22 protein-coding genes are annotated in these 26,211 nt (G+C 31.4%); 9 read left to right on the forward strand and 13 right to left on the reverse strand.

The genetic code is table 11. The annotated features are described in order from the left end of the window. Nucleotides 1–87: 87 nt before the first annotated feature. From PQF96_RS02680 to PQF96_RS02725, 10 genes are all read right to left on the reverse strand, one after another. Nucleotides 88–1,515 (reverse strand): helix-turn-helix domain-containing protein, encoded by a 1,428-nt coding sequence (locus PQF96_RS02680; protein ID WP_271764999.1) that lies wholly within the window; start codon nucleotides 1,513–1,515, stop codon nucleotides 88–90. A 231-nt stretch (nucleotides 1,516–1,746) separates the two neighbouring features. Then, complete coding sequence (locus tag PQF96_RS02685; protein WP_271765000.1) at nucleotides 1,747–3,273, reverse strand: helix-turn-helix domain-containing protein; 1,527 nt, start codon at nucleotides 3,271–3,273, stop codon at nucleotides 1,747–1,749. 301 nt (nucleotides 3,274–3,574) lie between these two features. After that, complete coding sequence (gene mazG / locus PQF96_RS02690; RefSeq protein WP_271765001.1) at nucleotides 3,575–4,348, reverse strand: nucleoside triphosphate pyrophosphohydrolase; 774 nt, start codon at nucleotides 4,346–4,348, stop codon at nucleotides 3,575–3,577. A 9-nt stretch (nucleotides 4,349–4,357) separates the two neighbouring features. Next, entirely contained in the window at nucleotides 4,358–5,302 is a 945-nt protein-coding gene (locus PQF96_RS02695) for an NAD(P)H-dependent flavin oxidoreductase (RefSeq protein ID WP_143915286.1), read from the reverse strand. Between the two features lie 36 nt (nucleotides 5,303–5,338). Beyond that, complete coding sequence (mnmA, locus tag PQF96_RS02700; RefSeq protein ID WP_109437068.1) at nucleotides 5,339–6,526, reverse strand: tRNA 2-thiouridine(34) synthase MnmA; 1,188 nt, start codon at nucleotides 6,524–6,526, stop codon at nucleotides 5,339–5,341. A 471-nt stretch (nucleotides 6,527–6,997) separates the two neighbouring features. Continuing rightward, complete coding sequence (locus PQF96_RS02705; protein WP_271765002.1) at nucleotides 6,998–8,335, reverse strand: hypothetical protein; 1,338 nt, start codon at nucleotides 8,333–8,335, stop codon at nucleotides 6,998–7,000. Nucleotides 8,336–8,402: 67 nt separating this feature from the next. Continuing rightward, nucleotides 8,403–8,708, reverse strand: coding sequence for a carbohydrate-binding protein (locus PQF96_RS02710; protein ID WP_271765003.1), 306 nt, complete (start codon nucleotides 8,706–8,708; stop codon nucleotides 8,403–8,405). Nucleotides 8,709–9,010: 302 nt separating this feature from the next. Then, nucleotides 9,011–9,697 (reverse strand): toxin-antitoxin system YwqK family antitoxin, encoded by a 687-nt coding sequence (locus PQF96_RS02715; RefSeq protein WP_109437071.1) that lies wholly within the window; start codon nucleotides 9,695–9,697, stop codon nucleotides 9,011–9,013. Between the two features lie 145 nt (nucleotides 9,698–9,842). Continuing rightward, on the reverse strand, nucleotides 9,843–11,732 hold the full coding sequence (yidC, locus tag PQF96_RS02720; protein WP_109437072.1) for a membrane protein insertase YidC: 1,890 nt from the start codon (nucleotides 11,730–11,732) through the stop codon (nucleotides 9,843–9,845). 189 nt (nucleotides 11,733–11,921) lie between these two features. Then, nucleotides 11,922–13,562, reverse strand: coding sequence for a CTP synthase (locus PQF96_RS02725; protein ID WP_271765004.1), 1,641 nt, complete (start codon nucleotides 13,560–13,562; stop codon nucleotides 11,922–11,924). A 410-nt stretch (nucleotides 13,563–13,972) separates the two neighbouring features. On the opposite strand from PQF96_RS02725, the gene PQF96_RS02730 reads away from it, so the two are divergent. Together PQF96_RS02730 and PQF96_RS02735 are read left to right on the forward strand one after the other, a co-directional pair. Beyond that, nucleotides 13,973–15,661, forward strand: coding sequence for a hypothetical protein (locus PQF96_RS02730; RefSeq protein ID WP_271765005.1), 1,689 nt, complete (start codon nucleotides 13,973–13,975; stop codon nucleotides 15,659–15,661). A gap of 243 nt (nucleotides 15,662–15,904) precedes the next feature. Continuing rightward, nucleotides 15,905–16,507 carry a hypothetical protein gene (locus PQF96_RS02735; RefSeq protein WP_271765006.1) on the forward strand — a complete coding sequence of 201 codons (603 nt, stop codon included), beginning with the start codon at nucleotides 15,905–15,907 and terminating at the stop codon, nucleotides 16,505–16,507. A 9-nt stretch (nucleotides 16,508–16,516) separates the two neighbouring features. On the opposite strand, the gene PQF96_RS02740 is transcribed toward PQF96_RS02735, so the two are convergent. The 3 genes from PQF96_RS02740 to ruvX form a co-directional block, all read right to left on the reverse strand. Continuing rightward, complete coding sequence (locus PQF96_RS02740) at nucleotides 16,517–16,936, reverse strand: DUF5606 family protein (RefSeq protein ID WP_271765007.1); 420 nt, start codon at nucleotides 16,934–16,936, stop codon at nucleotides 16,517–16,519. 83 nt (nucleotides 16,937–17,019) lie between these two features. Continuing rightward, a complete protein-coding gene (gene def, locus PQF96_RS02745) occupies nucleotides 17,020–17,610 on the reverse strand; it encodes a peptide deformylase (protein ID WP_109437075.1) in 591 nt (196 codons plus the stop codon). Between the two features lie 26 nt (nucleotides 17,611–17,636). Continuing rightward, on the reverse strand, nucleotides 17,637–18,047 hold the full coding sequence (ruvX, locus tag PQF96_RS02750; RefSeq protein WP_109437076.1) for a Holliday junction resolvase RuvX: 411 nt from the start codon (nucleotides 18,045–18,047) through the stop codon (nucleotides 17,637–17,639). A gap of 126 nt (nucleotides 18,048–18,173) precedes the next feature. On the opposite strand from ruvX, the gene PQF96_RS02755 reads away from it, so the two are divergent. The 7 genes from PQF96_RS02755 to PQF96_RS02785 all read left to right on the forward strand — a co-directional run bounded on the left by PQF96_RS02755 (nucleotide 18,174) and on the right by PQF96_RS02785 (nucleotide 26,204). Next, complete coding sequence (locus PQF96_RS02755) at nucleotides 18,174–18,989, forward strand: 2,3,4,5-tetrahydropyridine-2,6-dicarboxylate N-succinyltransferase (RefSeq protein WP_271765008.1); 816 nt, start codon at nucleotides 18,174–18,176, stop codon at nucleotides 18,987–18,989. A gap of 73 nt (nucleotides 18,990–19,062) precedes the next feature. Further along, nucleotides 19,063–20,124, forward strand: coding sequence for a glycosyltransferase family 9 protein (locus PQF96_RS02760; RefSeq protein WP_271765009.1), 1,062 nt, complete (start codon nucleotides 19,063–19,065; stop codon nucleotides 20,122–20,124). 64 nt (nucleotides 20,125–20,188) lie between these two features. Then, a complete protein-coding gene (locus PQF96_RS02765; RefSeq protein WP_333967953.1) occupies nucleotides 20,189–20,929 on the forward strand; it encodes a glycosyltransferase family 2 protein in 741 nt (246 codons plus the stop codon). A 222-nt stretch (nucleotides 20,930–21,151) separates the two neighbouring features. Further along, complete coding sequence (locus tag PQF96_RS02770; RefSeq protein ID WP_271765010.1) at nucleotides 21,152–23,527, forward strand: TonB-dependent receptor; 2,376 nt, start codon at nucleotides 21,152–21,154, stop codon at nucleotides 23,525–23,527. Nucleotides 23,528–23,539: 12 nt separating this feature from the next. Continuing rightward, on the forward strand, nucleotides 23,540–24,409 hold the full coding sequence (locus PQF96_RS02775; protein WP_271765011.1) for a DUF4249 domain-containing protein: 870 nt from the start codon (nucleotides 23,540–23,542) through the stop codon (nucleotides 24,407–24,409). Between the two features lie 11 nt (nucleotides 24,410–24,420). Continuing rightward, nucleotides 24,421–25,461, forward strand: coding sequence for a sensor histidine kinase (locus PQF96_RS02780; RefSeq protein ID WP_271765012.1), 1,041 nt, complete (start codon nucleotides 24,421–24,423; stop codon nucleotides 25,459–25,461). Next, nucleotides 25,458–26,204: a LytR/AlgR family response regulator transcription factor gene (locus PQF96_RS02785; protein ID WP_271765013.1), complete on the forward strand. Its 747-nt coding sequence runs from the start codon at nucleotides 25,458–25,460 to the stop codon at nucleotides 26,202–26,204. The genes PQF96_RS02780 and PQF96_RS02785 overlap by 4 nt, the downstream gene beginning before the upstream one ends. The last annotated feature ends 7 nt before the right edge of the window (nucleotides 26,205–26,211 follow it).

A 26,211-nucleotide genomic window follows, 5' to 3' on the forward strand; every position in this document is an offset into this window, starting at 1 on the left:
GTGTGACACGAATAAAAACAGGTAACCCCTATAAGGTTTTACCTCTTTCCGAAGAAGATTTACCTAAGTTATTGCAATCTTTAACGATTAGGATTTGACATACTCGGATGGAGTGATTCGGTTGTATTTTTTGAAGGATTTATTGAAGGTAACTTTATTATTAAAACCTACTTCGTAAGCAACATCTATAATATTTACCTTCTTATTCCTTTCTCCTTTCAGAAGTTTTTTGGCTTCTTCAATTCGGTACCGATTAATTAATTCAAAAAAATTGAGATTAAAGTGCTCATTTATTATTTGCGAAGTATTATGCCTTGTTGTATCCAATAATTCAGCTAATTTCTGAAGATTAATATCATTTTTCATATACACCTTTTCTTGATTCAATAGGAATAAAAGCTTTTCTTTTAGCTCTATAGAAAGTGTCTCTGTTAAACCCGATTTTCTATATTTATCTAGCTCTTTTTGCTTCCCTCCCTCCTTAATCACTATCAATCCTTCACCAAAAATACTAGGATAAACAAATGCCATATAACTTATATACAAAATCAATAATGCGATTGAAACAATTTGAAAATGAACAGGAAAATCATCTATTACTCTATGAATCTTCAAAATATTATAAACCACATAAGAAGCAATGTGTATTGAACATAAAATAACAATATTTCTCTGCCAATTATGTTGCACCTTAGATATAAGAGAATTACCAACAACCAATTTAACATACATTCTAATTACTAAAATCATATATGCTAATAAGGACATAAGTTTAACATCTGAGACTAAAGTTATATATGGTCGCTCATCATTGAGCATTATCCTTAGTTTCTCCTCTACAGGCAGGCTATAAACAGGAAGCAATAAAAACAGAAGTAAACCTGTTGGCACTAAATGTAATACATCCAACCAAACAAATCTATATTGCAAAATCACACGTTTAAAGTAAAAATAAATAAGAGGACCATACAAAAACGAAAACAATGTTGATAAATACAGAGAATGCGGTAAGTAAAATTCATAATTTGTTGGCAACAAACTAATATTGATAATAAAGATAGAGTGCTGAAATAAAAACGCACTCATCAAAAGATTTGCAATTTTATCAAATCTCTTTCGGAAATTTAGAACTACAGAGATGAACACCCCAACAAAACCAACATACAAACAAAGTATCCACCAAAAGTCTAATTTTTTATGATACTTATCTGCTAATTCAATGTAAGAACTTGAATTACCTATAGAATCAAAATAACTATGTTCTATAAAAGAAACATCCAAACTACTTTTTATATATTTTTCAAGGTATTCACATGCCAACTCTGCTTTATTTTCTTTAGCGTAGAAAAGTGCAAATTCTTTAAACAGCAGTATAGAGTCAATACTACTCTTATTTGACTCTTTTTTATATATTTTATCAGAAAACAAAAGGCTGTAATTATCCTTATTTCTTATCTCAATTTCATTTGTAGACGAATACAAACTTGATGAAATAAGTAAAACGATGATAATCAAAATCGGTGTTTGTGTTCTTTGAGTTAGCCACATAATTACTCCTAGGAAACTATAATAATCTATCTATGTAAAGTAAAAAATATTGCTATGCATATTTTCTAAACCTTAATTACTATAAGGTAGTCAATTTAAACAAACAAAAATTACATTTCTCCACATAATTTTATATTACTATAAGAATAATGATTAAAAAGCGAATTATTATAAAAAAGATATTTTTTTAACACGCACTTATACAACAAATAACTTTAAATATTCTGAAGGTGTTATTTGATTATATTTCTTGAAGGATTTATTAAAGGTCACTTTATTATTAAAACCAACTTCATAAGCCACATCTATAATATTAAACCCCTTATGCTTCTCCCCTTTTAATAGTTCCTTTGCTTCTTCAATTCTATATTTATTAATTAATTCGAAGAAATTAAGATCAAAATGTTCATTTATGACCTGTGAAGTATTATGCCTTGTTGTTTCTAACAATTCAGATACTCTTTGGAGTGTAATATCATTTTGCTTATAGATTTTCTCTTCATTTAAAAGAAACAACAACTTTGATTTGAGCTCTAAAGACAAACTTTGCGTAAGTCCTGATTTTTTATATTTATTATTACTTACTACTGTATTTTGTATTACAGGAGGTGTTACTATAATTTTGAGATTTCCAAACAATGAAGGTTGCACAAATGCAGAATAGCTAACATACAGCACCATTACAGCTATCGAAGCTACTTGAAAATTAAACAGAAAGCCACTACCAATATGACTCATATTTAATATTGCATATATGGCATAAGAAAGTATGTATATAGAACAAAAAAGCACTATATTCCTCTGCCAATTTTTAACTATTTTAGCAACATACAATTCACTTTTAAGTGATTTTATATATAATCTAACCACCAAAACACCATAAACCAATAAAGAAGTTAGTTTGGAAATTGAAATCAACGTAAGATAGGGTCGCTCATAATGTATTACCATTCGTAATTTATCTTCTCCTGGCAAGAGATAGATAGGTAATAACAATGTCACAAGAAATATTGTTGGTAATAAATGTAAGAGATCAGTAAGTTTAAATTTATATTGCTCGGTTACCCTTTTAAAATAGAAAAATATTAATGGCCCGTATAGATATGAAAATGTTGTAAATAGATATAATGTATGCGGTAAATAATACTCATAATTCATAAAGTAAAGTGCCATATGAATCATAAAGCATGAGTGAAGCAATACAAAACAGCTCATTAGCAAATTCGCTACCCTATCAGAACGTTTTCTAAAATTTATAACTACGGATAAGAAAAAGCCAACAAAAGCAACATAAAAGCAAAAGATTGCCCACCATCCAAATTGCTTAAGGTATTTATTTGCTAATGCAATATGTGCTTCCGAAGTACTAATCTGGTCAAAATAACTATGACCTACAAAAGTAACATCTAAGGTTGATTCGATATATTTCTCGATAAATTCACAAGCTAATTCTGATTCATTAGCATTTGCATAAGAAAATGCTAATTCTCTATATACATAGGTTGAATCAATTGCCTCTTTTTCTAGCACCTTATTGTACTGAAAAGTTGTTTTTGATTTATCATTATTAGAAAGATTCTTTATTGATGAGATAGGTATGTAAGAATTTTCGCTCTCATTTTTTATATCAACTCCAAAAGATAAACTATATCCTTTTACTGATATTAATAAAATAAGACCGAAAAACAATAATGATGATTTTGTTTTTCTTTGAGCTAGCCGCACAGTTTGATTGATTGATGTTTAATGCGACTAATTTACGACTTGTTTTTCTTAAAATTTTGTTATAAATGAGTATCCCGATAATATTTTACCAAAAAAACCAATAATAGCTAGGGCTAACAAAGTGTAAATAAATAAAAAATATAAGTGAAAACCGTAGAAAAAGAGTTACAAAACAGTATTCTTACAAGTAAAAATTAAGTAAAAAAACCTTTTTTTACCAAAATTCTGATGGAATTAAGAAAATTCGCAAAAGAATATAAAATCCATTTTATGAAGGTATAAATAAAGAAGTTTATGTTCTCTATAACCTTTTAGCTTCTTCCCAAAAAACGTCCATTTCAGAAAGAGTCATGTCCATTAAATTTTGGTTGTTTTGTTTTGCTTTAGATTCTAAATACTGAAAACGCTTTATAAACTTTTTATTTGTTCGTTCTAATGCGTCTTCTGGATTTACTTTTAAAAAACGAGCATAATTAATCATAGAAAAAAGTACATCTCCAAACTCGGATTCTATTTTTTCCTGATCTTGCACCTTTACTTCGTGTTGTAGTTCACCTAATTCTTCTTTAAGCTTTTCAAACACTTGATATGGTTCTTCCCAATCAAACCCAACTCCTGCTACTTTATCCTGGATTCTGCTTGCCTTTACCATAGCCGGAAGCGATTGAGGCACCCCTTCAAGAACACTTTTCTTCCCTTCCTTAAGCTTTAAGTTTTCCCAGTTACGTTTCACATCTTCTTCATCTTCTACACTAACATCACTATAAATATGTGGATGTCTATGGATCAGTTTATCGCAAATTTCATTTGCTACATCTGCTATATCAAAATCTTTAGTTTCACTACCAATTTTAGCATAAAAAACAATATGCAATAGTAAGTCTCCTAGCTCTTTTTTTACCTCTTCGAGGTTATTATCTAAGATTGCATCACCAAGTTCATACGTCTCCTCTATAGTAAGATGTCTTAAAGACTGCAGTGTTTGTTTTTTATCCCATGGACATTGCTCCCGAAGCTCATCCATAATAGTTAGTAACCTATCAAAAGCATTAAGTTGATCTTTTCTCGAATTCATCTTTGATATTTATATAGCGACTTGTTCCATGCTCTTTTTGGTTTCTTGAAATTCCTTAATCATATCATCAACAATGACCTTTGCGGGTTTGATATCTTGAATTAATCCTGAAACTTGACCAATTTCTAGCTCCCCTTCATTTAAATCTCCTTCAAACATTCCTCGTTTTGCTCTAGCACGACCTAATAATGCTTTTAATTCGTCAATAGAAGGTCCTTTACTATATAATTCTGTGACATCATTATAAAATTTATTCTTAAGTAAACGAACAGGCGCTAACTCTTTTAATGTTAATTGTGTATCTCCTTCCTTAGCCTCTACCACCATTTTTTTAAAATCTATATGCGAAGAAGCTTCGTCACTTGCTACAAAGCGACTTCCAACCTGAACTCCATCTGCTCCTAAAGCCATCACCGCATACATAGCAGATCCGGTTGCAATCCCTCCTGCAGCAATTAAAGGTATACTTACCTCTTTTTTAACTATTGGTATTAATGTTAATGATGTAGTTTCATCCCTTCCGTTATGCCCTCCTGCTTCAAAACCTTCTGCCACTACAGCATCCACTCCTGCTTCTTGGGCTTTTAAAGCAAACTTCAGACTACTCACCACGTGAACTACTGTAATACCTTTTTCTTTAAGATAAGCCGTATATGTTTTTGGATTTCCAGCAGAAGTAAAGACTATTTTTACACCTTCCTCGATTATTATCTGAATAATTTCCTCAAGATTAGGATATAACATTGGAATATTAACCCCAAAAGGCTTATTTGTAGCTTTTTTACATTTTTGTATGTGCTCCCTTAATATATCAGGATACATAGATCCAGATCCTATAAGACCTAGTCCTCCTGCATTACTTACTGCACTCGCTAATTTCCAGCCACTTGCCCATATCATTCCTCCTTGAATTATCGGGTACTGAATATTGAATAATTCTTTTATTTTATTCATTAATTTCTAAATCAGAATATATAAATAATTAGTTTATTATGAGATTACACCAGAACCAACCAATTCTTCACCAATATACCAAGCTACGAACTGCCCCTCGGTTATCGCACTTTGATCGTTTTCAAAAACAACATACATACCAGAATCTATAACGTGTAATGTAGCCTTTTCTAGTGGTTGTCTATATCGAATTCTAGCCATAACTTCAAGTTCTTCATCTACATTAAGCCTAAGATCTTCTCTAACCCAATGTAACTCTTTATTAGTTATAAACAACGCCTTTCTATACAAACCTGGGTGCTTTTTGCCTTGCCCAGTATAAATTGTGTTTGTTTCAACATCAGTCTCAATAACAAAAAGGGGCTCTGGAGTTCCTCCTACAGCCAACCCTTTACGTTGCCCTTTGGTATAGTAGTGCGCTCCTTGATGTTTTCCTACTACCTTGCCATCTCTGGTGTCATACTGATATTTACTGGACAAGAACTCTAATTCTTCTCTTTTAGACTTAAACTGAGGTATTGTACGTTGATATTTTTCTTCAGAAGATAATATTTCAATAATATCTCCCTGTTTTGGTTGTAACTTTTGTTGAAGAAATTCGGGCAAACGAACTTTTCCGATAAAACATAATCCCTGAGAATCTTTTTTATCCGCTGTCACCAAATCTTGTTCTTTAGCGATATCCCTAACTTCTGGTTTTAATAATTCACCAACAGGAAATAACGTTTTTGCTAATTGTTCCTGAGACAATTGGCATAAGAAATAAGATTGATCCTTATTAGAGTCTTTTCCTGCTATAAGACGATGAATTTCTTTTCCTTCTTTGCGTATCGTATCCTTTCTACAATAATGCCCAGTCGCAACATAATCAGCTCCAAGAGATAATGCAATTTTTAAGAATACGTCAAACTTAATTTCACGATTACATAACACATCGGGGTTTGGAGTACGACCATTTTCGTATTCATTAAACATATAATCCACAATACGTTCCTTATATTGCTCACTTAAATCCACCGTCTGAAATGGTATCCCCAATTTCTCTGCTACTAATAACGCATCATTACTATCATCCAGCCATGGACATTCGTCAGAAATTGTTACTGAATCATCATGCCAATTCTTCATGAATAATCCAATAACCTCATATCCTTGCTCTTTTAATAAATATGCCGCTACACTGGAATCAACTCCCCCTGATAATCCTACGATTACTCTCTTCATCAAAAAAATCCTTTCTTTATTTTATTCTTTATAATTATTTTACAAAAGTACTAAGTAAATATCTTAGAGACAAGCTATCAGAATATTCAGCCTTAACTAATTTTGGAATGTTATAATAGACTGAGTTGATTCTTTCTAATTAAAAGCTCAGTTCATAAAAAATGGATATTTGACAAATCAAATATCCATTTTAACAAATACGACAGTATTCAATAACTAATTAAAATTCTACCATCATCTTCTTTTTAAGTATACTATTTTCTCCTAATATAACTTTTACTAATAAAAACCATTCGTCTTAATTGAGCTTATCATTTCACAAAGAGAAATCAAAGACTCACCTAACTTTAATACACCTAAGTCTTTTCTCTGTATCAATTTTCCTGTTAAATCCGTAATCTATGGTAAAGGACTGAATATTATTTCACCCTTAGCATTTCGAAATTCACATCGATCTATAACATATAAAACTTAACGACGAACAACACTAAATTTTTGAGTACTTGTTTTGATCTTATCTCTCCAGTCTTTACCTACAGGAACCAATAAAGCTGTTGCTGTATAACCACTACCTATCACTATTTTTTTAGGAACATTCATTATAACACTAGTTCTTCCTGAGCCTTTACTTACTTTAACACTCATTAGATCTAACCATTTATGTTGCGGATCTCTAATTTCTACTTGGATTTCTCGTTCTTGATTTACATCATATTCTACACTAAAAGTAAAATTCTCCGACTTTTTTTGATTGGGCACCTCTAATAATTCAATAAATTCTTCTTTTGGCGGAATATACGTTGAAACTCCTTCTGTACTGGCTGATTTAGTACCGTTAGTCACGTTAAATTTTCGAGAAGTATTTTTGATTTTATCTTGCCAATCTTTACCTACCGGTAATAATAAAGATATTGCTTTATAATCATTAGCAATCTCTGCTGTATTAGGTATTTTTACAGTAACAAAAATCGTTTCAGAACCCTCTGGCACTGTTACTTTATTTGATCCTAACCATTGTTTTCGCTGATTTCTGATCTCTACAACAATATCTCTTGCTTTCTTTGCTGTGTATTTTAATTCAAAAGTATAGCGATCAGCTGGTTTTTGATCTGGCAAAGGCATTATTTCAAGATTTTCTTCCATCTCAGCGTGATCAACATTTTCTTGTGGTATCACATTAAATTCTTTTTCATTATTTACGATTTTTTCTTTCCAATCTTTACCTAACGGAACCAATGTAGCTATTACTTTATAACCATTTCCAATTATGGCTTCATTCACTAAACCTACAGCAAGATCTATTTTTCGTGATCCTTTTTTTACGATTACTTTGTTAAATCCTAACCAAACATTTTCTGGACTTCTGATTTCTAAATGAATTTCTCGTTCTTTCTTTGCTTTATACTTTAACTTAAAATTATAACTCTTAGATGGATATTGATCTGCTATTTCTAATAATTGAACATCTTCTTCCAATACGTTTTCTCTATCTGCCCCAAAAAAAGGTTTGGGTATGTTAGCGTGATTAGCAATACTATTTGAAGCTAATTCGATACTTTCATTTTTCACAATAGTATACGCGCTAATAAAACTCTCATCACCTTTAAATTTTAAACTTTTAGCATGAGAAAGCTTAGAAATTTCTTTATTTAAAATATCGGTATTAATATTATGTAATACCACATTATGATCTGTTAGATTGATTATCGATAATATTTTAGCATTGCAAGAAAACACAGCTACTAAACAAAATACAAAAACGATAATAAATTTTTCTTTTAAAGTTTTTAAAAACAAATTTGACTTCATTTTACTTGTAAATTTTAGGGTTTTATGATATAATTAATGATTAAAAAATCTTTTAAGAGTATATATATTACTCTGAAGTAAGGTCAGTTATAATAAACTTCTCATGATTACCTACTACAGATTTATCACAGGTAAGACCTGTAAGGTTACCGTTATTATGACTTACGTACAATCCATTATTTCCTTTGATAGCGCCCTCTCCTCCTAAATCAAAATTTTCAGCCTCAATAACTCCTGGCATATTATTACCGCCTCCATATTTTGTCTGTTGACCTATCGATGTCATCGTTATTAAACAAAACAAAAAAATTGTAATAGCATTTCTTTTAACCTTTTTAAAGAATAATACAATTTTTAAGACTTCTAGTATCATACGTTAAATTTTTAAATGCTTTTAATCTAAATATGTTCATTCAAACAAAAATCCAAATAATTTAACGTATGCCTTGTAAGATATATCCTATTTATTACCACACATGGTTAATTCTCTGCGAATAGATTGCAATTTACAAGTATAGCTTTTGAAGAGAAGAAGAGGATAAGAAGTATTAATTCATATTTAAAAAGTTGTGTATTAGCCCCAGACTAAAGCACAAAAATATTAGCCATTGTTATATAACAGCTTCAAAAAATCTCTTTAGATAATTAGCATGTAATTTTAAAGATTTTATACGATTAAAATCCTTTATTTTGAACGGGAAACAATTTTTGTTCGGATAGTTTTCCATCAGTGTAATAGCTCCAAATACCATCCTTACGATCTCTCTTATAGTTTCCTTCTATAATCAAATCACCGTTGGTATTGTAATATTTGGTTATACCATGAAGCTGGTCATTTTCGTATATAAACTCCTTAATAACAATACCTTTTTCTGAATAAATTAGTCTTTTACCTTGTCTTTTTCCATTAACATATGAGGTACTCTCTGTTAATTGACCACTTTCAAAATAAGTACGTTGCTCTCCATCAAGTTTTCCCGACAAGTAATGTTCAGTCATCATAATTTTTTTAGAACTATTATGATAATATTCCCATAACCCTATTCGTTCTTTGCCAATCATTTGACCTTGACTTATCACTTTTCCCTTTTGGGTAAAATATTTAACCTTAACAGTATCACTATTTTTTGAAAATGTTTTTACAGCTGTAGGAGAATCACCGCTGCTAGGTTTGTAGAATTTAAAACTCCCTATCTCTTTGCCATGGTCAAAAGTACCTTCATATCGAATTTGATCACTATTATCATATTTCTTTCGCCATTTACCGTGTCGTTTACCTTCACTATCATATTTATTGTACTCTTGCCCTAAAATGGGTAAACATGTAAACATCAAAACACAAAATAACAATATACTTCGCATAACTACTATTTAATTTGGGACATTATTTCAACGAAAGTAACTTCCAAAAAGTATACCAATATTATAAAATCATAATGATAAAATGAAGTTGAAAGCATAAAAAAGCTCCAAAGAGGAGCTTTTTTATAAGATATTTAAAAATAAATTATTTCTTCTTGGTATTTTTTTGCTGTTCTGCTTGCTCCATTAGCTCTTTCATCTTTTTCTGGAATTTACCTTGTTTTTTAGGTTTTTTCTTATTTTCCTGAATCTTAGCATGGATTTTATCTTCATTGATGATTACATTTTTAATCACCAACATAATACCAATGGTAATCAAATTAGAAACAAAATAATACAATGATAATCCACTTGCATAGTTATTAAAGAAAAATAACATCATCACCGGAGACAAATACATTATGAATTTCATATTTGGCATTCCTGGTTGTTGTGTTTGCATTGTTTGTCCAGTAGTCATCGTCATATAAATAAAAATTGCAACTGATGCTAAAATTGGAAATAAACTAATATGATCCCCATAGAAAGGAATAGTAAACGGTAACTGAGCTATATTATCATAACTAGATAAATCATCTGCCCACAAGAAACTCTTTTGACGTAACTGAAAAGCACTTGGGAAAAAGTTAAATAAAGCATAGAAAACAGGAATTTGCATTAATGCAGGCAAACAACCACTCATTGGATTAACACCAGCTTTGCCATATAACGCCATAGTTTCCTGTTGCTTCTTCATCGCATTGTCCTTATATTTTTCGTTAATTTCTGTAATCTCTGGTCGCAAAACTTTCATTTTTGCTTGTGACACATATGACTTATAAGTCACTGGAGACAGAACAATACGAACAATAATAGTCATTACTATAATAGCAATACCATAAGGAAGGAAGCTACTTAAAAATGCAAAAAACGGAATAAACAAGTATTTATTTATGATTCCAAAAATTCCCCAACCCAAAGGTACTATTTCATCCAAATTACGGTCATATGTATTTACAATTCTATAATCCGTTGGTCCATAATACCAATCCATAGCATAATTAAGCTCTCCACCTTGTAATTCTAATGGCATAGATGCAGAAAACTCTTTGGTAACCTTGATATCTTTATCATCCAAATCTGTAGACCCAGCAAGGTTTTTTGAAGTAAAAGACGCTTTTTTAAATGGTGTATCTGTTAACAATACAGAAGTAAAGAAATGTTGATTAAATGCTATCCAAGATACATTTTCTTCTTCATCATCTGTAAATTCTCCTGCTCCCAAATAATCATCTTTATCACCATCATATTCATATTTAAGTTCTGTATAACGATTTTCATAAGCTGCACTTTTAGCATGCCTAATCCCTTGAAGTTTCCAATCTAGGTTTACCGTTTGACTACTGTTAATTACTTGTTGCAATCCTTGAGATCGAATTGTAAAATCAACCATATATTCATTTGGCTTTAACTCATATCTATACTCAAGGTATTTTGTATCAGAAACTTTAAGTTTCATGGATAAGATTGTATTCTCTCCATTTTTGGTCACTGTAGGTTCAAAAAACAGGTCTTTGGTATTTAGAATTCTATTATCTGTAGTCCCAAAATTTATATTTAAAGAAGCATTTTTGCCATCCTTAATCAAATACACGGGTACAGAATCATAGGTCTTAAAGTTTTTTAATAATGCCTCAGAAATGTATCCTCCTCTATTATTTACTTTTAAACTTAATACTTCGTTTTCTACTTTGGTAAATTCCTCCTTTGCAGATGCTAAACTAGCTGAGTACGCAAATGCACCCAATTGAGATTTTGCATTTGAGAGTGCCACAGAATCTTGCGGATTAACAACAATAGGTTTGCTTTCTTGAACAAAATCTGGGGTTGTATCCTTATTATCTGCCTCTTTCTCGTTTGCTACTTGTTCTTCTTTAGCTTTTTCTGCTTCAATTTCTTCAGGAGTCGGCTGATTTAAATAGAACATCCAAACGATGATTCCAAAAATAAGTGCAAATCCAATTATCGAGTTAAGATCAAATTTCTTTTCTTCCATTTATGTAAGTATAAAAAGCCTTTATCCGATAACTCAGAAAGGCTTTTGTCTATTTATATTTATTTATTTTTCAAAGGTCGGATTAGAATTCGTATACTAGTAATTCTTAGTTGGTATCAAAATTTGCTATTATACTTATTTCAAAAATTATATATTGTTATATCCTGTTGTCAATTATCTAGCCAATTACTATTCTTGTGACACTTTGGCATTCTTACTATTTTTTGAATATTCTACCGCAGCTTTTACAAAAGCTATAAACAAGGGATGCGGATTAGCCACAGTACTCTTATACTCTGGGTGATATTGAACACCCACAAACCAAGGATGATTTGATAATTCTATAATTTCTACCAATCCTGTTTTGGGATTAACACCTGTGGTTTTAAGCCCTGCATTTTCTAATTGCTCCTTATAATTATTATTATATTCATAACGATGGCGATGGCGTTCTTCAATCAGTGACTTTCCGTATGCTTCATACACAATACTACCTTCTACTAATTCACACTCCCACGCACCTAATCGCATTGTGCCTCCCATATCTGTAATACTCTTTTGTTCTTCCATAAGATCAATTACGGGGTGCGGAGTATTTTCATCTACTTCTACAGAACAGGCATCTTTTAACCCTAAAACATTACGAGAATACTCGATAACGGCCATCTGCATTCCTAAACAAATTCCAAAAAACGGCAACCCATTTTCTCTTGCAAATTGCACTGCTTTTATTTTTCCCTCTATACCGCGCTCACCAAATCCGGGAGCGACCAAAACTCCATCCAGGTGAGCAATTTTCTTCTTTATTGTTGTATCTGTAATATATTCTGAATGAATACTTACTACATTAACTTTTACTTCATTTTCTGCACCTGCATGAATAAATGCCTCAAGAATTGATTTATAAGAATCTTGTAATTCTACATATTTCCCTATAAGCCCAATAGTAACTTGATGTTTTGGATTTTTATGTCTTTGTAAAAAGCTATTCCAATTATCAAGGTTAGGAACGTTATCATCTCTAAGTACCAATTGTTTTAGCACAACTGCATCCAAGCCTTCTTCGAGCATCAAATTAGGCACATCATAAATAGTTGAGGCATCTATGGACTCTATTACTGCTTCTTGTTTAACATTACAGAAAAGTGCTAATTTCCTACGTAAATCGTCAGATAATTCATGTTCTGTTCTACATACCAGAATATCTGCTTTTATACCACTTTCCATCAAAGTTTTTACACTGTGTTGGGTTGGCTTCGTTTTTAACTCTCCTGCTGCAGAAAGATAAGGTATTAAGGTTAAATGAATCACTAAAGCATTAGAATCTCCAAGCTCCCATTTTAGTTGACGTACAGCCTCTATATATGGCAAAGATTCAATATCCCCAACCGTACCTCCAATTTCAGTAATTACGATATCATAGTCCCCGCTTTTACCTAAAATCTGAATTCTTTCTTTTATTTCATTAGTGATATGAGGAACCACCTGAACTGTTTTTCCTAAAAATTCTCCACGTCGTTCTTTTTCAATAACACTTTGATAAATTCTACCTGTAGTTACATTATTAGCTTGAGAAGTTGGTGTATTTAAAAATCTTTCATAATGTCCCAAATCCAGATCTGTTTCTGCTCCATCATCAGTTACATAGCATTCTCCGTGTTCATAAGGATTTAAAGTTCCTGGATCAACATTAATATACGGATCCAGTTTTTGAATTGTAACTCTATATCCTCTTGCCTGTAATAGCTTTGCTAAGGAAGCAGCTATAATTCCTTTTCCTAAAGAGGAAGACACACCTCCGGTTACAAAAACATATTTGGTATTAGCCATGTAAACTAAATATTAGTAAGATTGTATTAAAATTTTGCGCAAAAATACAAAGAAAAGTATTATAACTAATACTAATACATCACTAAATACCACTCTACTAAAAACAAGTAAAACGGCAGTGATATGATATCCAAAATCTTATAAAAACATATAACAAAGTCTTTCCATTACAATTTTAACACTAAATAAGACCCTACTCACAAACCACTCAATTACAAACAATTAAAACCAATCACAATTTAAACATGTGTTCGTCTTAATACCAGATTTATTTACCAAAATATTGAAACATTTCTTTTTCAGCTCAAGTCTCATAATCTGAGACATCAAAGAAATAGGTTTGCTAAAGATTTTTATTAAAGAGGTCTAATTTCTTAATAACTAAATATTAATAATAACAAAGAAAAAAAATGAAAACAAAAATCAAATTTCTATTACTATCAATCGCAATTGGAGCAATTTCCTGTTCCAAAGATGAAACAAAGTCTCAGAGTCCTGAATCTCTGGGAGAACCTATATTAAATGAAAAAACCAACAGATTAAGTTTTGACAGTTCTGAGTCTATCGAAAAATTCATTAAAGGACAAAAAGATGAGGAGTTTGAATCAAAAATGAAAGGGCTTCAAAAAAATGGATTCAATTCTTTATCTCCTGTCTTTGATGAAAATGACACCGAATCAAAACGAGCCTTTTTAGCAAAAAGATTACACCGAATCAATAAAGATTATAAATTCTCAGGAATTCCTTATACTGCTAAAATTTCTGATTTAGAAGATGAAGACCTTGATGATCCACTTGTCGTTGATGATAAATTTGCATCTATCTTAGATGAGGATAGAAGTATTTATGTCGGAGATTACCTATACGTCTATACAACTATGGGAGTATTTAAAACTCAAAAGAAAAACGAGAAAGAACTTATCGACTTATTAGACAAATATTATGAAGAAGGCGTAATCACAGAAAAATCAAAAAACCCTAACAACTTACCTGTTGTTCCTAGCAAAATATCTGAATGCGACGACATTCTTCGTGCATCAGAAGATAGTTTTAATCTTTTTGCAAATCCAGTAGTTAACACAACACAATTAACCCGATCAATCGAATTAATTCAAATTGATACCTGCGGTAGCGGTGGCGGCGGAAGCGGCGGTGGTGGTGGAACCGGCGGTGGCGGCGGAACCAATAACACAAAAAAATACCCATACGAAAAGAAAATTGAGCTAGGGACTTGTGTAATAAAGTCTGAAAGTATTTGGCAACAAATTTTTGGTGCTGCAGAAACCTGTAATGACTATTATGATAGTAAAAGAAGAGTTAAAACAAAATTTTGGAATCAAAATTATTTAGTATACTCTTCTATTGGAGTAAGTGTTAAACATCAAAAGAAGAATTGGGGAATTTGGGATAAATCCAGTGCTACAGATTTTATTGAACTTGGAATTAATAATGCTTCCTGGACATATGAATACGAAGCCGCTCACCTTAATCAAATCTATAATAACTTTGCAACAAATACACTCGTACGGTACAAGGGAAAAACATATAACACTGATGGAACCATTATCAACAGTCTACCTATATCAGTTCCTAACTGGCCTTTTAATGGTGATGATCCACTTATTGATGGATTAGAAATATATATGTTTGGAAACAATCTTTTATCAAGCGCTGATTGGAAACAGGCGAATAGACTTTTAAGAGATCAAGCTAAATCATTTATCAGAAATTTTGGAAATCAATTAGAAGGCTCTGCAAATAGAGATAAAATAGAAGTTTCTGGAGCAGTTATTGATCCTCTAAACAGAAAACTAACTTTTTCAATTGTGGGAAGAGTAGAAAGAGATTATAATGATTGTTGTGCCACATACTACCTTGACCAAAATGCATTTGTTGCATTCAAATTTAATGTTGATTACAATAACCCTTCATGCGCTGATGGTGCTTGTACCAGCGGAGGTTATGACATTAACGGTTTTAAAACAGATATTTTTAATGCAAAAGATTATAAAAATCTTTCTATTGATTTTTACGGATTGGCAAGAAGAGATGGCAATAATTACAAAGGAAAAAGAGTCATTTCTGACAACATAAAATAATTTTTTAAACATGAAGCGGCAATACATAATGTATTACCGCTTTATTTTAGCTTTAAAAAGTAAAGAAGGACACAATAACTATACCTATAGAATTCATAAGCAAACAATTGGGGTCAGGCAAATAAAAAAATAAAAAGTAGAAACATTTAATTTATAATGACTTACAAAATTAGAGTTAAAATTATACATTTATGTGTAGTACTTAGTAGTCATATCTGTATTGGTCAGTTAAAAAACTTTGGCATGTATACAGAATTATCTGTTTACCGAGATACAGGATTTAAAAACAATGGTTTTTCCGATATAGAAATAGGCGTAGCTTTTTTTAATAATTTTTGGATTTCTCCTGAGATAGGTACTAGTTATTCTTTTGGAACATTAGAAGATCAAAATAAAATAAACATTAACGATCATAATTCTACCCCAAACGCTATATTAGAAACCCGTTATAACGCATCTTTACTAACTATTAGTCCAAAAATCAATATTGGAAGAAACAATGAAAATTTATGGTGGGTTATACAACCTAAGTTTTTCACTGGAAATCTTATTATTAATAGTAATTATCTGACTTTATCTGAACCCAAAGAAAAATATGAAATCATAGAATCACAAAAAAGAAAAAGTACTATATCTTTTTTCAATTTATCAATAGGATTAGAAGGATATATCACAGAGTCCGAAAAATTATCACTTGCATTTTTTATCAGGTATACTACTATGCAACTAAGTGACAGATTTAAATCTATAAAATTTAACACCCCAGATATTTCTAACCCAGAAGAAAACACACAAACTTTAGGAATTGGATTAAAACTATATTTTAACCCTTTTAAAAAAGAATAACGATATCACTTATTCTTCTTCTGAAGCTTTATCTTCTTCTGGTTCAGAGAAATCATTCATTCCTTTTGCCTGGAGAATATTATACCAGTGAATTACCTTTTTCATGTCACTCACATAAACTCTGTCTTCATCATAATCTGGCAAGACTTCACTAAAATAAGCTTCTAATTTGTTTTTTGATTCTTTATGGCTTATTGCTTGCTCTCCATTTTCTTTCTCCTGAATCTTTTTAAAGATTTCTCGTAACGGCACCTCTTCAGTGAATGTATAAATTGCAATTTCGCTTAATACACTTACATTATGTCTAATACTTACAGATAGTCTTTTCCCATCTAATAAGGATTCAGCCAAAAACCCACTTCGCGTTTGTGTTTTTAACTCATATAAACCAGGCTTACCCGAAATTGCTAATATTTTATCTAAGCTCATATATGTTCGTTTCAAAGTTGGCAAATATCAGTAGTTCGTTTTAAAAAATCAAACATTAACCAACATAAATATTTAAAAGTAAATTATCTCCCTTTTTTCACTAAAGGAAAACGCATTCGATATTCAGAATTAATTTTACCCTTAGAAATATTCGCCAGTTTTCCTTTTATTAACCTTTTTTTAAGACTAGATAGTTTATCCGTAAACAAAATTCCTTCTATATGATCATATTCATGCTGAATTACTCTTGCTGCTAATCCGCTATAAACCTCTGTATGCTCAACAAAATTCTCATCAAAATAATTAATTTTTATAGTTTCATTTCGAAAAACATCTTCTCTAATATCAGGGATACTCAAACAACCTTCTGTAAAGGCCCACTCTTCTCCAGTTTCTTCTAAAATTTGAGCATTAATAAAAACTTTCCTAAAACCTTTTAATTGATTTACTTCTTCCTCAGATAATTCTTCATCCTCAGAAAAAGGTTCTGTATCTACCAAAAACAAACGTATCGGAAGTCCAATCTGAGGAGCAGCCAACCCTACTCCATGGGCATTATACATAGTTTCAAACATATTATCCAGTAATTCTGATAATTTAGGATAATCTTTTGTTATCTCTTTTCCTTTTTTTTTCAATACCGGATCTCCGTATGCTACAATTGGAAGTATCATATATTTCTTACTTATTTTCTATTAATTTACTGATTATAAAGATAATCCTGCAGTATAATCGTTGCACTAATTTGATCTACTAACGCCTTATTCCTTCGTTTCTTTTTTGAAATCCCACTAGCAAGCATTGTGTCAAAAGCCATCTTTGAAGTAAAACGTTCATCAATTCTTTTTACAGGAATATTTGGAATTTCTTCACTTATTTTTTTTAAAAATGGTTGAATCAACTTCTCACTTTCTGAAGGAGCTCCATGTAATCTTTTTGGTTCTCCTACTATAAAAAGTTCGACTTCTTCCTTAGATATATATTCTTTTAACCAAGATAATATATCCTTGGTGTCAACAGTAGTCAAACCAGAAGCTATAATTTTAGATTCATCTGTCACCGCAATCCCACAACGTTTTCCTCCATAATCTATTGCCAAAATTCGCCCCATATCTATTTTTCTGCAAAAATATAACATTATTATAAAAACACCTTATTTATTAATGGATTCCTAAAATATGCTCAATCAGTATTTTTTTCCAACTAAGCTATTATCTTTACCAAAATTTTTTAATCGATGAACCAACTAAAGGAAACCATAGAAAAAGCTTGGGAAAACAGAGAGCTTTTAAAAGAATCAAATACGCAAAGCGCGATAAGAGAAGTTGTTAATTTATTAGATGCCGGAGAGCTAAGAGTTGCTGAACCTATTGAAGGAGGTTGGCAAGTTAATGAATGGGTTAAAAAAGGAGTTGTACTCTATTTCCCCATTCAAAAAATGGAAACTCTTGAAGCGGGAATCTTTGAATATCATGATAAAATCCCATTAAAAAAGGGATATGAAGCAAAAGGGATTCGAGTAGTACCAAACGCCGTAGCACGTCATGGGGCTTATATTTCTCCAGGTACTATCTTAATGCCTAGTTATGTAAATATTGGCGCATATGTTGATCAGGGAACAATGGTAGATACATGGGCAACTGTAGGTAGTTGTGCACAAATTGGTAAAAATGTGCATCTAAGTGGAGGTGTTGGTATTGGTGGAGTATTAGAACCATTACAAGCCGCTCCTGTAATTATTGAAGACAATGCATTTATTGGATCTCGCTGTATTGTTGTTGAAGGTGTTCGTGTAGAAAGAGAAGCTGTACTTGGAGCTAACGTAGTATTAACAGCATCAACTAAGATTATCGATGTGACTGGGGATACTCCTGTAGAAAGAAAGGGAATAGTTCCTGCTGGCTCTGTGGTAATACCAGGAAGTTACACCAAAAAATTTGCAGCTGGAGAATATAACGTACCTTGTGCATTAATTATTGGAAAACGAAAAGAAAGCACCGACAAAAAAACCTCTCTTAATGAAGCGCTTAGAGAGTATGATGTAGCTGTATAGTAAAAAATACATAAAGATTTTGGGCTTGTCTTTATTTTTTTTAGGCAAGCTCTATTATTTTTGACCCCGACTTATGAAGATTTTGGTTATTCAACAAAAAATGATTGGAGATGTGCTCACAAGCACTATTATTTGTGAAGCATTGCGAAAAGAATACCCTGATGCGACTATTGATTATTTAGTAAACTCAAATACAAAACCAGTTCTAACAGAAAATCCTTTTTTTGACCATATTGTAGAATTTAAAAAAGAATATCAAGATAGTAAAAAGGCTTTCTACACTTTTTTAAAAAAGATTCGGGAAACCAGATATGATCAGGTCATTGATGTTTACGGGAAGTTAGAAAGTAATCTTATCACACTATTCACTGGAGCTCCAACAAAAGTGTCTTTCCACAAATGGTATACACAATTTTTATATACAAAAACGATTAAAAGAAGTCCTGACTCTATTACAAATGCTAGTATAGCAATAGAAAACAGGCTTCGTTTAATTTTTCCAGAAAATAGAATTACCGCCGAAATCACAAGGCCTAAAATATTTTTAACGAAAGAAGAAAAACAAAAAGCAGGGGAGTTTTTAGAATCCAACGGAATCAAATCAAAAACTCCCTTAATCATGATCAGCGTTTTAGGAAGCGAAACAAAAAAAACACTCCCTTTTGCCTATATGGCCAAAATGATTGATGTAATAGTGAACACAACTGGAGCAAATATCCTTTTTAATTATATCCCTAATCAAGAAAAAGATGCTCGCGCTGTTTACAACCTTACTATGCCAAAAACGCAAAGGCATATTCATTTTGATGTGTTTGCAAAAAGTTTACGTGGATTTCTGGCTATTCTATCACATTGCGACTCTTTAATAGGTAATGAAGGCGGAGCTGTAAACATGGCAAAAGCGTTAGACATACCAACATTTACTATTTTCTCTCCTTGGATTCATAAAAAAGATTGGAATATGTTTGAAGATGGAGAAACACAAATATCTGTCCACCTATCAGATTATTTACCAGGACTATTTTTACATAAAAACGGTAAAGAACTTAAAAAGAAATCATTAGAACTTTACCCTTATTTCAAACCAGAATTATTCATTGATCAATTATATAACTTTTTGAACAAAAACTTGTAATTTGCATTTCTAAAACCAAATCATCATAGAAAAAAAAGCTTCACATAGAGAAAAAGTTACGGCTATTGTCCCTTGCTATAACGAAGAACATAATATCAGAAAAGTATTAGAATCTGTATCATTTGCTGATGAGATTATGGTGGTTGATTCGTTTAGCACAGATAAAACTATAGAAATAGCTAAGGAGTATACCGATTTTATAATCCAACGGGAATATGAATATTCTGCTTCACAAAAAAACTGGGCTATCCCACAAGCTAATCACGAATGGATTATACTTGTTGATGCGGATGAATGTGTTACACCAGAGCTAAAAGATGAAATTTTAAAAACTTTGGAAAATCCAGGAGTTGATAATATAACTGGATACTGGATAAAGCGCATGAATCATTTTATGGGAGAGCGCATAAATTATAGCGGGTGGAGAAACGATAAAGTAATCCGCCTTTTTCATAGAGATCGGTGCTCATACCAAGACAAACAAGTACATGCTGAAATAAAAACAGATGGAAAAATAGCATTTTTGAAAAACAAATTTTATCACAATACATATACAACTCTTGATGCTTATTATACAAAAATGAATAGATATGCGGCGTGGCAAGCAAATGATTATGATAAAAAAACTGGTAAATTAACTCCATATCATTTTGTTATCAAACCTTTCTGGGGATTCTTTAAACATTATATTATTCAAAGTGGGTTTAGAGATGGACTTCCTGGTTTGGTTATTGGTTACATACAAGGGTACACTGTCTTTATGAGGTATGTAAAATTATGGTTGCTTCGTAGAGATCGAAAATAAATTCAATCTTTATACCTTTTTAAACCATTCTTTTCTAAGCAGTTTTTCATTAAAAATGATATTAAAAACTGAGTTTCAGAACTAAAAAATGCCAAACTAAAACATTATTAATTACAGAAAAAACAGGTTTATCAGGTTTTTTCAAGCTTCTTCCTTATACATAAGAACTAAAGAACTATGCTGATATAGTTTTGAGCAAAATCGTTCAAAATAAAATCAGATATGAATAAACAACTTATGTACCTTTTTTGTTTTTTTTACCTGGGAAGCTATGCTCAGGAAAAATTTACAATAAGTGGATATGTCAAAAACAATAATTCTGGAGAGAAACTTCTAGGAGTAAACATTATTATTGATAACGCTTATGGAACCACTACTAATGATTATGGATTTTATTCTATAAACCTTGAAAAAGGCAATCACCAGGTCGAAATTAGCTATTTAGGATATAAAACTATTAGAAAAGAAATTTTTATAGACGCCCATAAAAAAATTGATTTCGACCTAGCAGAAGAATTAGCAGAACTTGATGAAATTGTAATCTCTTCTAACAAAGCACGTAAAAAAATACAATCAACAGAAATGAGTGTGGTATCTTTAAAAGGAGAAACCATTAAAAAACTTCCTGCAATATTAGGAGAACCTGATGTATTAAAATCTCTACAGTTATTACCTGGTGTATCTAGTGTCAATGAAGCATCTTCGGGATTTAATGTAAGAGGAGGTTCTGTTGACCAAAATCTAATTCTTCTAGATGATGCTACCATTTATAATGCTTCGCATTTATTTGGTTTTTTTTCTGTCTTTAATTCTAGTGCTATAAAAAATGCCAAATTATATAAAGGGGGAATTCCTTCAATTTATGGAGGTAGACTATCATCTGTATTAGATATTAAACAAAAGGAAGGTAATACCAAAAAATTTGGTGGAGAAGCCGGAATAGGCCTTATTTCTGCAAAGGCTTTAATCGAAGGCCCTATACTTAAAGGAGATAAAGAAGAAGCTTCAGGAAGTTATATGCTCGCGGGCAGAAGGTCTTATATCGACTTGTTTACCTTTCTCACAGATGACTTTAAAGATAGTTCACTCTTCTTCTATGATTTTAACCTTAAAGCTAATTATGATATTAATAAAAACAATCGCTTGTTTTTATCTGGGTATTTTGGCAGGGATAAATTCGAATTAGACGGACTCTTAGGGACTTTATGGGGAAACACTTCAGGATCTTTGCGTTGGACAAGTGTACTTAATGAGAAACTCTTTCTACAAACCTCTGCTATTTTTAGTAACTACGATTATAACCTGGATAACTTAAGAACAGGATCAGAATTTAGATGGAAATCAAGTATTTCTAATTACAATCTAAAACCAAGATTAACCTGGTTTATAAACAATAATAACACTCTTAAAACAGGGTTAGACTTCACTTATTATAACTTTAAACCAGGAAAAATCTCTTCGCTTAATGGCTCTAGTATAAACGCAGAAGAATTCAGTGATAAATTTGGGCTTGAAAATGGAATCTATATTGATTTAAAACAAAACATTTCTGACAAACTAAGCGTACAATACGGAGTAAGATGGTCCAACTTTTCTAGGTTAGGAAAAGGCGATATTCGCGAATATGAAACTGGCACGCCTCTAACTTACAATTCTGCATTAGATATTTATGAAGAAAATGAAGTATTAGGAATAACGAATTATGGATCAGGAAAACGTATTAAAACCTTCAATAATATAGAGCCAAGAGCTTCTATCAGATACCTTCTAAACGAATCCAACTCTTTAAAAGTTAGCTACAATAGAATGTATCAATATTTACACCTTATTTCCAACACTACATCCCCAACTCCTCTAGACGTTTGGTCTCCTAGCGGCCCTTACTTATCTCCTCAATATGCAGATCAATTAGCATTAGGTTATTTTAAATCTTTTCAAAATGGGAAATACGACCTTAGTCTTGAAACCTATTACAAAAAACTACAAGACGTTACCGATTTTATAGACGGTGCTGATCTTTTATTCACAGAGGAAATAGAGACCCAAGTTGCCCAAGGACAAGGAAGAGCTTACGGGCTCGAAGTACAACTTAATAAAAACGAAGGTAAACTCACAGGGTGGTTAAGCTATACACTGGCTCGTGCTGAAACCAAAGTACTTGGTATCAATAACAATAACTACTACCCTAGTAATAGCGATCAATTACATGAACTAAACTTAGTTGGATTATACAAACTAAATAAACGATGGGATTTTGGAGCAAATTTTGTCTTCGGTTCCGGAAGGCCAGTTACATATCCTACAGGAAGATATGAACAAAACGGATTAGTTGTAGCGGATTATAACGATAGAAACGGAAATCGCCTACCAGCTTACCATAGGTTAGATATTTCTGCAACATTAAATCCTAAAAAAGGAAAAAATGGAAAATGGGTTTTTAGTCTTGTTAATGTATATAATCGACAAAATGCCGCTTCTATATATTTTAACGAGGTAAACGAAGTAAACGAGGTCGAAATGGCAACTGGGATGACACAAGCCACCAAATTATCATTTTTCGGAATTGTACCTAGTATATCTTATGAATTCAAGTTTTAAAAAATTATAATCATGAAAAATATATCCATAATACTATACGCCTTTTTAATTCTTATCACCTTTACATCTTGTGAAACAGATGTAACTAATGATATCACCTTGGCAGATACCACACCTAAATTAGTAATTGATGGAGGTTTAGAACGAAATACAATAACCCCTGTTACTACACAGCGTATACGACTTACAACAACCGCAAATTTTTTATCTAATACCGATGAACCCTTTGTTGATAATGCACAGGTTATAATCACAGACGGAACAAACTCTTGGGAATTTACCCATAACAATAACGGATACTATGAAAACACAGATATTCTTCCAGAAATTGGGAATACCTACACCATTAATATAGTATGGAATGGAGAAACTTATCAAGGTTCTGACACCTTATCTGAAGCACCAAAATTTGATGATTTTTATTTCGAATTTGAAGAAGAAACTATAGTTAGCGATGAGGGATATTTTGTGAAATTTGACACTACAGATCCTGCTAATGTGGCCAATTATTATTACTATAGACTTTTTAAAAATGGAGAGTTCACTATTGTTCCTGATGCTGGTAATAGTGAAGTATTAGTAGTATCTGATGAATTTTTTGATGGACAGCAACGCATTGGGGTTAACCCTAACGATGAGATTGCTTTTGAAGTTGGAGAATTAGCTACAGCTCAGCAATTATCAATATCAGAATCTTATTTTCACTATCTTAAAGAATTATTTGTACAAACAGGAAATTTAGGGAATCCTATAGTTGGCAACCCCCCTCCTGCATCAATACGAGGAAATTTAATAAATTTAGATAATAACACTAATCGTGCTTTAGGTTATTTTTACACTGTGGATATTGAAGAAGATACGATAACTATAACTGAAAACTAAAACCATAAACATTGAAAGCTAACAGAATATTCTTCTACCTCTTCATTATTCTTTTGTTTAATACACTTCACTTCATTAGTGAAGTGTATACTAGCAGTCTGGAAGAAGGCATCTCAGAAACAATTATTCTGTTACCGACGACTTTTCTATTTACGGTATTTGTTTTTTGGACTCGAATGCTTATTAAAAAACATATTGCCTATAAAATCATATTTCAAGAAAACAAATCAAAAACTTTAGGCTTTTGGGGTTTAGTTATCATACTCAAAACTGTAGTCTTGACTTTTATGATAATGCCAGTAACCAATTATTTTTTTGATGATGACGATCCCCCGGGAGAGCCTTTCTTCGGACTAACTTTCTGGAGTATTTTAATAGTTAATTTTTCTATTATTACATTTTTATATTTTATTGAAATTTTTCTAGAAATGCAGAAAGAAAAACAAGATATAAAAGTTAAGCTAACACAGTATCAAAGTGAGAAATCAATAGCTCAGTATTTAACTTTAAAGAAACAGTTAAACCCCCATTTTCTTTTCAATAGTTTTAATAGTTTAATGGGATTAATTACTATTGACAGCAAAAAAGCTGAATATTTTTTGCAAGAATTATCTAACATCTACAGATATAATTTAACGCAAAGCGAAGAAGTAGTCGTTCCTCTAAAAAAAGAACTTCAGTTAATTTACTCTTATATGTCTTTGCAAAAAATAAGGTTTGGAGAATATGTTAGCATGGAGGATAACATCGAAGAAAACAAGCTTAATTTCTTAATTCCTCCCATGACTTTAGAATTATTGTTTGAAAATGCTATTAAACATAATATTATAGAAAGTAAAAAGCCTTTAAAAATATCCATCATAAGTGAAGGATCAATAATTAAAGTAACCAACAATTTTCAGCCTAAAAACAACAACTACGAAAAATCTCTAGGGATTGGTCAAAAAAACTTAATTAATCAATATAAAATGTTACATACAGAATCTCCAAGTTTCGAAATACTCAATGGTAACTATATTGCTTATATCCCTTTAATTGAACCTGAATTATGACTAAAGCCATCATTATAGAAGATGAAAGTATAGCAGCAATTAGATTACAAAATCTAATTCATGAAGTAAATGATCAAATTAAAATCATAAAAGTACTTTCTTCTGTAAATGAATCTATACATTATTTATCTTCGGAAAACCCCGATTTGATTTTTTTGGATATTAATTTATCTGATGGGTATTCTTTTGAAATTTTTAAAATTCTTGAAATTAACATCCCAATTATATTTACTACTGCTTATTCTGAATATGCCATCAAAGCTTTTGAACAAAATAGTATTGATTATTTATTAAAACCTGTAAATAAGGAAGCATTACAACGTAGTATTAGCAAATTTTCATTGCTTAACAAAAAAGAACTTCCAAAATACAAAGATTTATATCTACATAATGGACAAGGTTTTAAAAAAAGGTTTTTGGTAAAAATGAATTCTAGTTTAAAAACTGTTGACATTACTGAAATTGCCTATTTCTATACCCAAGAAAAACTTACTTTTATAGCGCTTTGGAGTGGAAAAAAAATGCCCATCGACTTTTCATTAAAAAAACTAGAATTAGAATTAGACCCCTCTGTTTATTTTAGAATTAACAAAAGATACATTATAAACTTAAAGTCTATTGGCGAAATGTATTATACTTCAAAATCGAGAATAAAAGTATCATTAAATCCATCGCCCAATGAGGATAACATATTCGTTGCTATAGAAAAATTAGGGAAATTTAAAAAATGGCTTTCACTATAATCAATCA

It is taken from the genome of Aquimarina algiphila (assembly GCF_947494415.1).
In the GTDB taxonomy this organism is placed as follows: domain Bacteria; phylum Bacteroidota; class Bacteroidia; order Flavobacteriales; family Flavobacteriaceae; genus Aquimarina; species Aquimarina algiphila.

Excerpts from the sequence above, each read along its gene's own strand:
- mazG (WP_271765001.1), bottom strand. The coding sequence starts at position 4,348 with ATGAATTCGAGAAAAGATCAACTTAATGCTTTTGATAGGTTACTAACT.
- PQF96_RS02695 (WP_143915286.1), bottom strand. The coding sequence starts at position 5,302 with ATGAATAAAATAAAAGAATTATTCAATATTCAGTACCCGATAATTCAA.
- mnmA (WP_109437068.1), bottom strand. The coding sequence starts at position 6,526 with ATGAAGAGAGTAATCGTAGGATTATCAGGGGGAGTTGATTCCAGTGTA.
- PQF96_RS02705 (WP_271765002.1), bottom strand. The coding sequence starts at position 8,335 with ATGAAGTCAAATTTGTTTTTAAAAACTTTAAAAGAAAAATTTATTATC.
- PQF96_RS02710 (WP_271765003.1), bottom strand. The coding sequence starts at position 8,708 with ATGATACTAGAAGTCTTAAAAATTGTATTATTCTTTAAAAAGGTTAAA.
- PQF96_RS02715 (WP_109437071.1), bottom strand. The coding sequence starts at position 9,697 with ATGCGAAGTATATTGTTATTTTGTGTTTTGATGTTTACATGTTTACCC.
- yidC (WP_109437072.1), bottom strand. The coding sequence starts at position 11,732 with ATGGAAGAAAAGAAATTTGATCTTAACTCGATAATTGGATTTGCACTT.
- PQF96_RS02725 (WP_271765004.1), bottom strand. The coding sequence starts at position 13,562 with ATGGCTAATACCAAATATGTTTTTGTAACCGGAGGTGTGTCTTCCTCT.
- PQF96_RS02730 (WP_271765005.1), top strand. The coding sequence starts at position 13,973 with ATGAAAACAAAAATCAAATTTCTATTACTATCAATCGCAATTGGAGCA.
- PQF96_RS02735 (WP_271765006.1), top strand. The coding sequence starts at position 15,905 with ATGTATACAGAATTATCTGTTTACCGAGATACAGGATTTAAAAACAAT.
- PQF96_RS02740 (WP_271765007.1), bottom strand. The coding sequence starts at position 16,936 with ATGAGCTTAGATAAAATATTAGCAATTTCGGGTAAGCCTGGTTTATAT.
- def (WP_109437075.1), bottom strand. The coding sequence starts at position 17,610 with ATGATACTTCCAATTGTAGCATACGGAGATCCGGTATTGAAAAAAAAA.
- ruvX (WP_109437076.1), bottom strand. The coding sequence starts at position 18,047 with ATGGGGCGAATTTTGGCAATAGATTATGGAGGAAAACGTTGTGGGATT.
- PQF96_RS02755 (WP_271765008.1), top strand. The coding sequence starts at position 18,174 with ATGAACCAACTAAAGGAAACCATAGAAAAAGCTTGGGAAAACAGAGAG.
- PQF96_RS02760 (WP_271765009.1), top strand. The coding sequence starts at position 19,063 with ATGAAGATTTTGGTTATTCAACAAAAAATGATTGGAGATGTGCTCACA.
- PQF96_RS02770 (WP_271765010.1), top strand. The coding sequence starts at position 21,152 with ATGAATAAACAACTTATGTACCTTTTTTGTTTTTTTTACCTGGGAAGC.
- PQF96_RS02775 (WP_271765011.1), top strand. The coding sequence starts at position 23,540 with ATGAAAAATATATCCATAATACTATACGCCTTTTTAATTCTTATCACC.
- PQF96_RS02785 (WP_271765013.1), top strand. The coding sequence starts at position 25,458 with ATGACTAAAGCCATCATTATAGAAGATGAAAGTATAGCAGCAATTAGA.